The organism is Mycobacterium neglectum (genome assembly GCF_002591975.1).
In the GTDB taxonomy this organism is placed as follows: domain Bacteria; phylum Actinomycetota; class Actinomycetes; order Mycobacteriales; family Mycobacteriaceae; genus Mycobacterium; species Mycobacterium neglectum.
Genome location: NZ_NVQE01000005.1, coordinates 130,917 through 142,602, shown reverse-complemented (window position 1 = coordinate 142,602; position 11,686 = coordinate 130,917). Strand labels below are relative to the sequence as shown.

The 11,686-nt window shown below is 64.6% G+C and carries 14 protein-coding genes; 6 read left to right on the top strand and 8 right to left on the bottom strand.

Annotated elements, in window-relative coordinates; genetic code table 11:
- Positions 1 to 24 precede the first annotated feature (24 nt).
- The 6 genes from adh (at position 25) to CSQ99_RS06510 (ending at position 4,634) form a co-directional block, all read left to right on the top strand.
- Entirely contained in the window at positions 25 to 1,548 is a 1,524-nt protein-coding gene (gene adh / locus CSQ99_RS06535; protein WP_099038237.1) for an aldehyde dehydrogenase, read from the top strand.
- A gap of 86 nt (positions 1,549 to 1,634) precedes the next feature.
- Positions 1,635 to 2,138 carry a DUF779 domain-containing protein gene (locus CSQ99_RS06530; RefSeq protein ID WP_099038236.1) on the top strand — a complete coding sequence of 168 codons (504 nt, stop codon included), beginning with the start codon at positions 1,635 to 1,637 and terminating at the stop codon, positions 2,136 to 2,138.
- 59 nt (positions 2,139 to 2,197) lie between these two features.
- Positions 2,198 to 2,476, top strand: a complete 279-nt coding sequence (locus CSQ99_RS06525) for a putative holin (protein WP_099038235.1) — start codon at positions 2,198 to 2,200, stop codon at positions 2,474 to 2,476.
- Between the two features lies 1 nt (position 2,477).
- Entirely contained in the window at positions 2,478 to 2,954 is a 477-nt protein-coding gene (locus CSQ99_RS06520) for a hypothetical protein (RefSeq protein WP_099038234.1), read from the top strand.
- Between the two features lie 10 nt (positions 2,955 to 2,964).
- The gene (gene lpdA, locus CSQ99_RS06515; RefSeq protein WP_099038233.1) at positions 2,965 to 4,365 is read left to right on the top strand and encodes a dihydrolipoyl dehydrogenase; all 1,401 of its coding nucleotides are present in this window, start codon (positions 2,965 to 2,967) and stop codon (positions 4,363 to 4,365) included.
- Positions 4,362 to 4,634, top strand: coding sequence for a hypothetical protein (locus CSQ99_RS06510; protein WP_099038232.1), 273 nt, complete (start codon positions 4,362 to 4,364; stop codon positions 4,632 to 4,634). Before lpdA ends, CSQ99_RS06510 begins: the two co-directional genes overlap by 4 nt.
- Positions 4,635 to 4,643: 9 nt before the next feature.
- Here CSQ99_RS06510 and CSQ99_RS06505 read toward each other — a convergent pair whose 3' ends face one another.
- From CSQ99_RS06505 to CSQ99_RS06470, 8 genes are read right to left on the bottom strand one after another with little or no spacing between them, the layout of a single operon-like run.
- The gene (locus CSQ99_RS06505; protein WP_245908756.1) at positions 4,644 to 5,447 is read right to left on the bottom strand and encodes an SDR family oxidoreductase; all 804 of its coding nucleotides are present in this window, start codon (positions 5,445 to 5,447) and stop codon (positions 4,644 to 4,646) included.
- Positions 5,444 to 6,469 carry a zinc-dependent alcohol dehydrogenase gene (locus CSQ99_RS06500; RefSeq protein WP_099038231.1) on the bottom strand — a complete coding sequence of 342 codons (1,026 nt, stop codon included), beginning with the start codon at positions 6,467 to 6,469 and terminating at the stop codon, positions 5,444 to 5,446. Before CSQ99_RS06500 ends, CSQ99_RS06505 begins: the two co-directional genes overlap by 4 nt.
- Before the next feature lie 18 nt (positions 6,470 to 6,487).
- A complete protein-coding gene (locus CSQ99_RS31825) occupies positions 6,488 to 6,835 on the bottom strand; it encodes a thioredoxin family protein (protein WP_099038230.1) in 348 nt (115 codons plus the stop codon).
- Positions 6,835 to 7,578, bottom strand: a complete 744-nt coding sequence (locus CSQ99_RS06490; protein ID WP_099038229.1) for a glutaredoxin domain-containing protein — start codon at positions 7,576 to 7,578, stop codon at positions 6,835 to 6,837. Before CSQ99_RS06490 ends, CSQ99_RS31825 begins: the two co-directional genes overlap by 1 nt.
- On the bottom strand, positions 7,575 to 8,381 hold the full coding sequence (locus CSQ99_RS06485) for an SDR family NAD(P)-dependent oxidoreductase (RefSeq protein WP_099038228.1): 807 nt from the start codon (positions 8,379 to 8,381) through the stop codon (positions 7,575 to 7,577). Before CSQ99_RS06485 ends, CSQ99_RS06490 begins: the two co-directional genes overlap by 4 nt.
- A 25-nt stretch (positions 8,382 to 8,406) precedes the next feature.
- The gene (locus CSQ99_RS06480; protein WP_099038227.1) at positions 8,407 to 9,372 is read right to left on the bottom strand and encodes a D-2-hydroxyacid dehydrogenase family protein; all 966 of its coding nucleotides are present in this window, start codon (positions 9,370 to 9,372) and stop codon (positions 8,407 to 8,409) included.
- Positions 9,369 to 10,145, bottom strand: a complete 777-nt coding sequence (locus tag CSQ99_RS06475) for an SDR family NAD(P)-dependent oxidoreductase (protein ID WP_099038226.1) — start codon at positions 10,143 to 10,145, stop codon at positions 9,369 to 9,371. Before CSQ99_RS06475 ends, CSQ99_RS06480 begins: the two co-directional genes overlap by 4 nt.
- The gene (locus CSQ99_RS06470) at positions 10,138 to 11,679 is read right to left on the bottom strand and encodes a tripartite tricarboxylate transporter permease (RefSeq protein ID WP_099038225.1); all 1,542 of its coding nucleotides are present in this window, start codon (positions 11,677 to 11,679) and stop codon (positions 10,138 to 10,140) included. Before CSQ99_RS06470 ends, CSQ99_RS06475 begins: the two co-directional genes overlap by 8 nt.
- Positions 11,680 to 11,686: the final 7 nt, after the last annotated feature.

Sequence of the window (11,686 nt, the reverse complement as noted above, 5' to 3'; positions counted from 1 at the left end):
CCGCTGTCAGAGAGGGAGTCCTTCATGACTGTCTACGCCCGTCCTGGTTCCTCAGACGCCCTGATGTCGTATGAGTCGCGGTATGGCAACTTCATCGGCGGAGAATGGGTGCCGCCGGCCTCCGGCGAGTACTTCGAGAACCCGACACCGGTGACCGGCCAGCCGTTCTGCGAGATCCCGCGGTCGACAGAGGCGGATATCGAGAAGGCGCTCGACGCCGCGCACGGCGCGGCCACCGCGTGGGGCAAGACGGCCGCCGGCGAGCGCGCGAACATCCTCAACAAGATCGCCGACCGCATCGAGGCCAATCTCGACTCGATAGCGCTGGCCGAAGCGTGGGACAACGGCAAGCCGATCCGCGAGACGCTGGCCGCGGACATCCCGCTGGCCATCGACCACTTCCGGTATTTCGCGGGCGCCATTCGGGCACAGGAGGGCTCGCTGAGCCAGATCGACGAGGACACCGTCGCCTATCACTTCCACGAACCCCTCGGCGTGGTCGGCCAGATCATCCCGTGGAACTTCCCGATCCTGATGGCTACGTGGAAGCTCGCTCCTGCGCTGGCGGCGGGCAACGCCGTCGTCCTCAAACCCGCCGAGCAGACCCCGGCGTCGATCCTGTACCTGATGAGCTTGATCGGCGATCTGCTGCCCGCCGGTGTGCTCAACGTCGTCAACGGATTCGGCTTCGAAGCGGGCAAGCCGCTGGCGTCGTCGAACCGCATCGCGAAGATCGCCTTCACCGGGGAGACCACCACCGGCCGGCTGATCATGCAATACGCGTCGCAGAACCTGATCCCCGTCACGCTCGAACTCGGCGGCAAGAGCCCCAACATCTTCTTCTCCGACGTGATGGCTGCAGGTGACGACTTCCAGGACAAGGCGCTGGAAGGATTCACGATGTTCGCCCTCAACCAGGGCGAGGTGTGCACCTGCCCGTCGCGCAGCCTGATCCAGGCCGACATCTATGACGAGTTCCTCGAACTCGCCGCGATTCGCACCAAGGCTGTGCGCCAGGGCGACCCATTGGACACCGAGACGATGATCGGTTCGCAGGCATCCAACGATCAGCTGGAAAAGGTGTTGTCCTACATCGAGGTTGGTAAAGACGAGGGCGCACGGGTGGTTACCGGCGGCGAGCGCGCACAACTCGGCGGCGACCTCAACGGCGGCTATTACGTGCAGCCGACGATCTTCGAGGGCAACAACAAGATGCGCATCTTCCAGGAGGAGATCTTCGGACCCGTCGTCGCGGTGACGTCGTTCAAGGACTATGACGACGCGATCGCCATCGCCAACGACACGCTCTACGGTCTCGGTGCTGGGGTGTGGAGCCGTGACGGCAACGTCGCCTACCGGGCCGGGCGCGATATCAAGGCGGGCCGGGTGTGGACGAACTGCTATCACGCCTACCCCGCGCACGCGGCGTTCGGCGGCTACAAGCAGTCCGGCATCGGCCGGGAGAACCACAAGATGATGCTCGACCATTACCAGCAGACCAAGAACCTGCTGGTGTCGTACTCCAACAAGGCGCAGGGCTTCTTCTGATCTTGAAACGGGCGCGAACGTGGGTTACCCGCACGGCAAACCCCGGTATTGCGTGACGGTAACCCACGTTCGGCAGAGAGGGAATCTTGAGTGACGCCCCGCATCGTGCGTTGATCACCCAGGCGGCGGCCGACCTGCTTCGGCGGCTGCAGGGTCGCCACGGCGCGCTGATGTTCCACCAGTCGGGCGGATGCTGCGATGGGTCGTCGCCGATGTGTTACCCCGACGGCGAATTCCTCGTCGGGGACCGAGACGTTTTGCTTGCTGTGCTCGATGTCGGCTTGGACGTCCAACCAGAAGGCGTGCCCGTGTGGATCTCGGGACCGCAGTTCGAGGCGTGGAAGCACACGCAGTTGGTCATCGATGTGGTTCCCGGCAGGGGTGGTGGCTTCAGTGTCGAAGCGCCCGAAGGGATGCGCTTCCTGTCGCGCGGCCGCGCTTTCAGCAATGAGGAGAACCAGTTGCTGAGCGCATCAGCGCCGGTAACAGGCACCGACTTTGCGAGGCGCGTCAGACCGCCCGCGACACGGACGCACATCGTCGCGGAAGCCGTTGACGCGTGCCCGCTACCTGCCCCGCAACACAATTAAGGGATGCCACGCCGGGCGGCTAACCGATTAACGGTGGGTGCCGCAGTATCGTCGGAAGGATGATACCGCTGCCTAGCACGCGGTTGCTGACCAGTGCGCTGCTGATCGGAACGGCAGTCGGGCTGCTCCTCGGAATCGGGGCAACCCTGCTGGTGAGCGCGAAGATTCGGCCCGATGTGGTGATTGCGCTCGTCGTGGGTGTGCCGGGAGCGATCGGGATGTTGACGATCCTGCTGTCGCGGCGACGCTGGCTGACCGCGGTCGGAGCATTCGTCATCGCCATCGCCCCCGGCTGGTTCGGCGCGCTGGTCGCGATTCAGACGGTGAACGGGGCCTGACGTGGACCGCGACCTGCTCGTCGACACCCAGGAGTTCACACCGACCTGGGATACCGGTGAACTCGACGCGCAACCCGATCCGGTCGACGGCCCCGAAGAGAACCCGTCGGGACCGTTGCCCCTGCCTGCCCGGTCAGTGGTCCTGCCGGGCGAGTACCAGTACGTCAAGCGCTGGCACTTCGTCGTGGTCGTGGCGTGCGTCTGGGCGCTCGCGGCCGCGGCGGGGTGGGGGCTCTACCACTGGTGGTATCACTCGATCGACAAGACTGCCCCGGAGTTCGTGGTGCTGGTCTTTCTGATCCTGTGCACCGTCGGCGGCCTGCTCGTCGCGATGGTGCCGAACAGGCCCATCGCGTCCGTTGTGGCCATCGCGTTCACGTCGGCACCGCTGGCCGCGACGGCGGGAGCCGCCGTATTGCACGGTCTCTACTTCTGCGAATGGGCCACTCGCTGCTTCGTGGGGCTGATCCCTTACTAGAGTTGTAGGTGTGACCCACTATGACGTCGTCGTTCTCGGAGCAGGCCCCGGTGGATACGTCGCGGCTATCCGCGCCGCCCAGCTCGGACTGAACACCGCAGTCATCGAGCCCAAGTATTGGGGCGGGGTGTGCCTCAATGTCGGCTGTATCCCCTCCAAGTCGTTGCTGCGCAACGCCGAGTTGTCCCACATCATCACCAAGGAAGCCAAGACATTCGGCATCAGCGGTGAGCCGTCCATGGATTACGGGGTGGCCTTCGACCGCAGCCGTAAGGTCGCCGACGGTCGGGTGGCCGGTGTGCACTTTCTGATGAAGAAGAACAAGATCACCGAGATCCACGGTTACGGGAAGTTCAAAGACGCCAACACGCTGGAGGTCGATCTCAACGAGGGTGGCACCGAGTCGGTCACCTTCGACAACTGCATCATCGCGACCGGCAGTAGTACGCGGTTGGTGCCGGGCACGTCGCTGTCGGAGAACGTCGTCACCTACGAAAAGCTGATCATGACACGCGAGTTGCCGTCCTCGATCGTCATCGCCGGCGCGGGGGCGATCGGTATGGAGTTCGGTTACGTGCTGCGCAACTTCGGGGTTGAGGTCACCATCGTGGAGTTTCTGCCGCGGGCGCTGCCCAACGAGGACGCCGAGGTGTCCAAGGAGATCGAGAAGCAGTTCAAGAAGCTCGGGGTGAAGATCCTCACCGGCACCAAGGTCGAGTCCATCAAAGACGAAGGGGCTGACGGTTCCGTCCTGGTCACCGTCAACAAGGACGGCAAGACCGAAGAGCTCAAGGCCGACAAGGTTCTTCAGGCCATCGGCTTTGCGCCCAACGTCGAGGGCTACGGCCTGGACGTCACCGGGGTGAACCTCACCGACCGCAAGGCCATCGAGATCGATGACTACATGCGCACCAACGTGCCGCACGTCTATGCGATCGGGGACGTCACCGGGAAACTGATGTTGGCCCACGTCGCCGAGGCGATGGGCGTGGTTGCGGCCGAAACCATCGCGGGTGCAGAGACTTTGGCGCTTGGCGATTACCGGATGTTGCCGCGCGCTACGTTCTGCCAGCCGCAGGTTGCGAGCTTCGGGCTGACCGAGGAGCAGGCGCGCGACGAGGGGTATGACGTCAAGGTCGCCAAGTTCCCGTTGACCGCGAACGCGAAGGCGCACGGGCTCGGTGATCCGAGTGGGTTCGTCAAGTTGATCGCCGACGCGAAGTACGGTGAGTTGCTCGGCGGGCACCTGATCGGCCATGACGTCTCTGAACTGCTGCCTGAGCTGACGCTGGCGCAGAAGTGGGATCTGACCGTCAACGAGTTGACCCGCAACGTGCACACCCACCCGACGCTGTCGGAAGCCCTACAGGAGTGCTTCCACGGCCTGGCCGGCCACATGATCAACTTTTGAGTGCGGCGATCTGGGTCGCCGGTATCGGCGGGTTGGTGGTCGGCCACATCCTGTGGCTGGCCGGGATCACGGCTGCGACATCCACCGCGACGGTCAGTTCGTGGGTGCTGGTGGTGGCGGCCACCTCCTTTGTGCTGGGTGGCGTCGTCGGCGCGCTCGGTTGGCGTGCGTACCGGCGGAAGTCCGACGTGTGGGCGGCGTTCCTATGGGGGTTGCCGGTAGCGCCGGTGCTGTTCTCGCTGGTGGTTCTCGGCGTGACGTACCTATAGTCGCGTGAGCTATCCGCCGCGTTGAAGTGACTCTGGCAGTTGGGGGTTCGCCTGCTGCGTCTTCCCCAGTGATTGCAGTCGGGTAGCCACCATCGTCGACTCGGCGAGGTTGGCCCGAGGCGGCAGCGTCACCGCCAGCAGGCACGTGGCCGCGACATCCTCGGGTTGCAGACACCATTCGCGCAACTCGGGTGGCGGCGGAATCGGGCGCTTGTCCAGAATGGGAGTATCCACGATCCCTGGGAGGATCGTGGATACCCGAACCCCCTGCGCATGCTCGTCGATACCGACGCCGCGAGCGAAGCCGAGCAGGCCGGACTTGGTTGCGCCGTAGCCCGCTCCGCTGTGGTCAGGCCAAGCCGCCGCCACGCTCGAGATCACGACGAGGTCGCCTTCGTTTGCCCTCAGTTGGTCTAGAAACGCGTGCAGGCAATAGAAGACGCCGTTGAGATTGATCTCGACCAACTCGCGCCATGCGTCGATGGTCAATTCGGCGACGCGTCGGCGGGGGATGTTGATACCCGCGGCGCACACCAGGGTGTCCACCGGTTCTGTGCTCAACTCGTTGGCGAGCGCCTGCACGGCAGCGGCGTCGGAGACGTCGACCTTGTGTGGGACGCACCGGCCGTCGGCGACGATTTCCGCGCCGAGGTTCTCGGTGATGACCTCTGGCCGGCGGGCGATGGCGTGGACCTTGGCGCCGGCGCGCACGAATTCCCGGGCAATGGCCGCGCCGATACCCGTGCTCGCCCCGGTCACGACGGCGATGCGGCCGTCCATTCGCCCCAGCGGCGGTCGCTTCGATTCCGTCACAGCACATCTCCTTCAACGTCGATGAGCACCTTCATCTCCCACTTATCGTCGCGGATCGCCGCGAACGCTCCATCGATCGCTTCGCTGAGTCCCACGACTTTGGTGATCAGGTGTGACGCCGAGACCCGGCCATCCGCGAGCAGTTCGAGTGCCGCAGCGAAATCGCCGCCGCGATACACCCGCGAACCCCGCAATTCGAGCTCCTTCATCACCGCAGGTGCGGTGTGGACGCCGACCGCACCGTGGGGCAACCCGCCGAGCAAAACCGTGCCGCGCACCCTGGTCGCCTGGATCGCCGTCTCAAGTCCCACACCGAGGCCGGTGAGCTCGAAGGCCACGTCGAAACCGTCGGCCCCGACGCGCACGGCCAGCTCCTGGTCGGGCTCATCGTCGGGCGTGGACGTCGCCAGCCCGACCGCTTCGGCCAGCGCGCGCCGGCGCGGGTTGGGTTCCCTGACAACCACCAGTGCGGCTCCCGTCGCCCGTGCAACGAGTCCGACGAGAATGCCGATCGGGCCGCCGCCGACGACGAGTACCGTTGCGTCCGGTGTCACGCCTGCCCGGTTCGCCATGTGGCAAGCGACCGCAGTCGGCTCGGCCAGCGCCGCTTCGCGCAGGCTCAAACCCTCGGGGACCGCGTGCAATCTGTGGGTCGGCACCGCAACGTGCGTCGCGGCCGCGCCGTCGACATCAATGCCGACGAGGCCCAGCCGCACGCAGACGTGGGCGTTACCCGATTGACAAGGGAAGCAGGATCCGCACGACAAGGTCGGTTCGACCACAACCGGCCTGCCCTTGGTGAAACCGCTGTCCGCGGGTGCACTGACCACCCGGGCGCTGAATTCGTGTCCCAGCACCACCGGCGGTCTCACCCGTGTCAGCCCGCCTTCCCAGATGAGTAGGTCGGTACCGCACACCCCGACGTGGGAGACGGCGAGTAGAGCCTGGTTTTTGCCAGGCGAAGGGTCTGGGCGGTCTTGGAGTTCGAGCCGGCCCGGACCGGCGTAAACCACTGCCTGCATGCCCCTCCTTTCGAATCGTTATTGGTCTGCAGTGGACAAGGAGTTCACTATTCGAAGAAGTTGGTTCCGACGCTTTGCACCCGAAGCGCGATGGACCTCGACGCCGTCACGCAGAATTACGGTGCTCGGCACGGACTGCACGCCGAAATGCTCTGCGATGCGGGGGCATCGGCCGATCTCCACTGCGCACACCGCGATATCGCATACAGCGTTCGCGGCGAAGTGTTCGACCTCTGGTCGCATCGCGTGGCACGGAGAGCACCATTCAGCCCAAAATAGGATCAAGATGAGGCCGCCCAGGTCGAGGAGGTCGTGCGGTTCGTCTCGGGCCACATCCTCGACCGGAGAGCCATTTCCGGCGGGCATCAGTCGAATATCCGGTTCGGCAGCGGCAGCCCCGCGAGATCTTCTGGCGTCAGCGCTCCGCGGGGGTTGACGCCGATCTGCTCGAGCATGTAAGCGAGCTGTCGCGTGTGTTGTGCGGTATGCCAGACCTCGCGCTCGAAACCCTCGGCCAATGTGCGGGAGCCCCAGTACAGCGGGGCCACCCGATCCAGCGGATCGTCGTGTCCGTCGTCGTGCCACCACACCTCCGTGCGGTGAAAGGTCTCACGCGCGAATTCCACCAGGCGTGGCGCATCGCGATGCCCGGGCTCCAGGTCATCGAAGAACCCATCGAAGTCGTCATCGTCGTACTTGCCGAGGAAGTAGCGCATGACGCAGCCGGCATGACCGGCGAGCGTGACGATGTCGCGGTCGCGGCCAGGAAGCGTGAAACCGGCGTGTTCGGGCGGGATCTGGTCGATGAGATCGCACAGAGCTTGGATCACCCGCCGGTAGCGCACCATGAGTTCAGCGGGCGACAACATCTCCGGCGGCGAGTAATCGACGCCGATCAAGGATGCGACGCTCGCCAGGTTCACTCCGTTCACGCACTTGTCGCCAACGCAGGCGGCGGGCACCCGCAGGCCCTGACTGGTGAGCTTGGCTGCACGCTCTGGCTCGGTGTCGACATTGATTGCGACGTAGCCGATGCCCGACTGCTCGACGAACTCCTTCATCCGCAGGCAGCTGCTGCAGCCCGGCATCCAATACAGTTCGACGCTCATCCGACCACCAGCGACTGCCCGCCATCGACCGGCAAGGCGACACCGGTGATGAATTGTGCGTCATCGGAGGCTAGGAATAGTGCGGCGCGGGCGACGTCCCAACCGGTGCCCATGCGCCCCCGTAATGGAACGTGGTTGTTGCGCTCCGCGATCACCTGTTCGCGCGTGGCACCGCCGAGGCCGACGCGGTTCTCGATCGCCATCGGTGTCTCCATCAGCCCGGGCAGGATTGCGTTGGCGCGGATACCGTCCCTGGCATGCCTGATGGCGATGTTCTGCGTCATCGCGACAACGCCGGCCTTCGACGTCTTGTAGGCGATGTAGGGATAGTCGATCAACGATGCCAGCGAGCCGATGCTGGTGATCACGCCGCCACCCCGGTCGCGCATGTGCGGTATCACGTGTTTACACGTCATCACCATTCCGGTCAGATTGATGTCGATGACCCTGGCGAACGCCGCTGCGTCGATGTCGGTGATGACGGCATCGCCGCCGGCGAGGCTGACCCCGACATTGTTGTGCAGCACGTCAATTCGGCTCCATGCGCCCAGCGCAGACTCGATGAAGGCGATGATCGATTTCTCATCGGTGACATCGACCGTCGTGCCGCGGGCGACTCCGCCTGCATCGAGGATCGCTTGCACGGTCTCGTCGGCAGCCTCCTGGTTGCGGTCGCCTACAAGGACATTGGCGCCGGCGGTGGCATACGTCAACGCCGCCGCACGTCCATTACCAACGGTCTGGCCAGGCGTTTGCCCGCCGCCGACGACGACGACCGTTCTTCCTTCAAGCTGCCCTGCCACGGATGTCCTCCTGAAATGTCGTGCGTTAAGAGTTGTCTGCAATAAGCCGGATCGGGTTGCCCGCGCGGAACGCCACGATGTCCTCGACCACGTCCGAGAAGAACAGTTCGTAGTTCTGTCGCGTGACGTAACCGAGATGCGGGGTGAGTGTCGTCCGGGGGACAGCAAGGATCGGGTGGTTCCTCGGCAGTGGCTCCTGGTCGTAGACGTCGAGGGCGGCACCGCCAAGACGGCCTGCGCGGAGGGCCTCGACCAGATCGTCCTGATCGACAATCTGTGCGCGGGATGTATTGACCAGCAGGCCATCTGGTCCGAGCTGATCCAGCTCCGCGATGCTCACGAGGCCGCGGGTTCGATCGCTGAGTCGAAGGTGGATCGACACGATGGCCGCATTGGCAAACAGGTGCCCCAGGGATTCTGCCTTGGCCACTCCGATCTCCTCAGCTCTCTCGGCGGTGAGGTGCTGGCTCCACGCGAGTACTGTCATGCCGAACGCCTTGGCAATCTTGGCGACTCGGGCGCCGATCCCTCCGAGACCCAGCACCCCGAGTGTGGTCCCTTCCAGACCGTCTCCGACGGCGGTCTGCCAATGTCCCCCACGCAGCGCTGCCGATTCGGCAATCAGCCGGCGGCGGGCCGCCAGCAGCAGCGCCCAGGTCAGTTCCACCGTGGGGGACACCAGCCCGCGTGTGCCGCAGATCGGCAAGCCGGGCACATGGTCGATTGATTCGTTACGCATGCCAGTCGTCACGACGAGGCGCAGGTCGTCGAGCCGATCCAGCACGTGTGCGCGCAAGGGTGTCCGCTCCCTCATCGCGACGATGACATGGCTACCCTTGAGCGCATCGACAAGTCGGTTGTCGCTGTCGATGTGCTGGCGGTGAAACCGGACGTCGACGTCAGGACCTAGGCTGGCCCAATCCGCGCAGTCTGCCGCTACGCCCTGATAGTCGTCGAGCACGCTGACAACGAACCGATCCGGCGATGTCATCGACCGGCGCTCGTCAGCGTTACGCCGCCGTCGACGGGTATCGTCACGCCAGTGACGTACCGCGCTTCTTCGGATGCCAAATACACTGCGGCGTAGGCGATATCCCACGCCGTTCCCTCGATACCGAGGAGCGAAGCCTGTCTCCGTCGTTCGCGGCGCTCCTCGGTCATGCCCTCGCTGACATGCGGGGTGTAGACGGGGCCCGGAGCAACGCAGTTGACCCGGATCCCGTCGGCGGCGTGGTCGACCGCCATCGCCCTAGTCAACGCGATCACGGCACCCTTGGACGCCGAGTACGGTGTGAGTCCGCGCGGCCGCAGCGCGGAGATCGACGAGATGTTCACGATGGCGCCGCCGCCGCTGCTGGCCATCGCCGGAATCGCGAACTTCGAAGCCAGCGCCATGCTCTTGACGTTCACCGTCATCACCCGGTCCCACAGGTCTTCCGTCATCTCGACCACCGAACCCGCGCCCTCGATGCCGATGTTGTTGTGTAACACGTCGACTCGACCGAACGTCTCGACCGTGTGACGGGTCAGGGCCTCGGCATCGATGATATTCGTCAGGTCACCGATACACACCGATGCGGACCCGCCCGCGTCACGTATCGCGATCGCGGTCAGCTCCGCCGCATCGGCGTCGCGGTCGTTGAGAACCACCGATGCTCCTTCGCGGGCGAAGGCGATTGCGGCGGCTCGGCCGTTTCCGATGCCTGGGCCCCGCGAGCCTGCTCCCGTGACGATGCACACCTTGTCTTTGAGTCGGTCAACCATGGGCTTTTTCTGCAACTTCCCTGTCGTTGTCGGGCGTTTGGTCGCCCCTGCGCCGCCGACGAAGCAGCGGCGTGAACATTCCGCCGATGAGCACGAACGCGACAACCACCCAGACTCCGACCGCGATCGGAGAGCTGATCAGGTACATCGGATCGCCGCCCGAGATGAACATGCTTTGCATGAAATACTTTTCGATCAGAGGTCCAAGGACGAGACCGACAAGCAACGACGCGAGGCTGAAGTTCAGCTTGCGCAGGATGTAGCCGAGGATGCCGACCGCCACCATCATGCGGACGTCGATCATGTTGTTGGCGATACTGAAACTGCCGATCGCTGCAATGAGCACGATCGAGGCGATCATGTAGGGCCGACGGATGCGCAGCACCCGCACCCAGACCCCAACCATCGGCAGGTTCAACACCAACAGCATGCAGTTCGCCACGACCATCGCCGCGACTACGGACCAGAACAGCTCGGGCCGTTGGGTGAGGATCATCGGGCCGGGCTGGATACCCTGCACGACCATGGCCGAGATCATCAGGGCCAGAGTCGCCGAGAACGGTATACCCAACACCAGCACTGGAACCAGACTGCCGATCGCCGCCGAGTTGTTGGCGGCCTCCGGCCCGGCGATGCCCTCGACCGCTCCCTTGCCGAGCTCCTTGCGATGCTTGGAGACGGTCTGCTCGACCTTGTACGACGTGAAGGTCGACAAGGTGGCCGACGGGACGGGGAGCAGCCCGAAGAAGAAACCGAGCAGCGATCCCCTGCACCAGGGCGGTACGGACCGTCTCCACTCGTCTCGTGACGGCATGAGTTCGCGCAGGCCGATGCGCATCGGCTTGCGGTCGGCATCCCTGTTCTCGATCAGATACATCATCTCGGAAATGCCGTACAGACCAACGGCAACGGTTGCGATGCTCAGGCCCAGCGATAGATCGTTGACGCCAAAGGTGAATCGGGGATAGCTCGTCGCGGCTTCGAGCCCGACCGTAGACATCGCGATGCCCAGGATCATCGGCAGCAGGCCACCCGCGACGCTCCCGCCGGAGATGCGGGCCAGCGCGAGGAGCCCCCCGGCGGTCAGCGCGAAGAACTCCGGGGGGCCGAAGTTGAGCGCGAGCCGCGACACGCTGGTGGCGGTGAACACCAGGATGGTGAGTCCTACGGTGCCGGCGATGAATGAGCCGACGGCCATTATCGTCAACGCAGGGCCGGCCCTACCCTTCTTGGCCATCTCGTGACCGTCGAATGTCGCGACGATAGCCGACGCGTCGCCTGGAATGTTCAGCAGCACTGAGGAGGTCGACCCGCCGTATTGCGCGCCGAGGTAGATTCCGGCGATCAGGATCAGACCTACCGCGGGCGAGTAGGAGAATGTCAGTGGCAGTACCAGGGCGGCGCCGGCCACCGGACCCAGACCCGGCAGGACGCCGATGAATGTGCCCGCCAACGCGCCGAGAAAGGCGGCCAGCAGCAGCTCTGGCGTCACCGCGAGGGAGAGGCCTTGGAGAAATCCGTCGATGGCACCCACGGGCGAA

What these genes read in the sequence shown, in the direction of transcription:
- adh (WP_099038237.1), top strand. Translation starts at nt 25, where the DNA reads ATGACTGTCTACGCCCGTCCTGGTTCCTCAGACGCCCTGATGTCGTAT.
- CSQ99_RS06525 (WP_099038235.1), top strand. Translation starts at nt 2,198, where the DNA reads ATGATACCGCTGCCTAGCACGCGGTTGCTGACCAGTGCGCTGCTGATC.
- CSQ99_RS06500 (WP_099038231.1), bottom strand. Translation starts at nt 6,469, where the DNA reads ATGCAGGCAGTGGTTTACGCCGGTCCGGGCCGGCTCGAACTCCAAGAC.
- CSQ99_RS31825 (WP_099038230.1), bottom strand. Translation starts at nt 6,835, where the DNA reads ATGCCCGCCGGAAATGGCTCTCCGGTCGAGGATGTGGCCCGAGACGAA.
- CSQ99_RS06490 (WP_099038229.1), bottom strand. Translation starts at nt 7,578, where the DNA reads ATGAGCGTCGAACTGTATTGGATGCCGGGCTGCAGCAGCTGCCTGCGG.
- CSQ99_RS06480 (WP_099038227.1), bottom strand. Translation starts at nt 9,372, where the DNA reads ATGACATCGCCGGATCGGTTCGTTGTCAGCGTGCTCGACGACTATCAG.
- CSQ99_RS06475 (WP_099038226.1), bottom strand. Translation starts at nt 10,145, where the DNA reads ATGGTTGACCGACTCAAAGACAAGGTGTGCATCGTCACGGGAGCAGGC.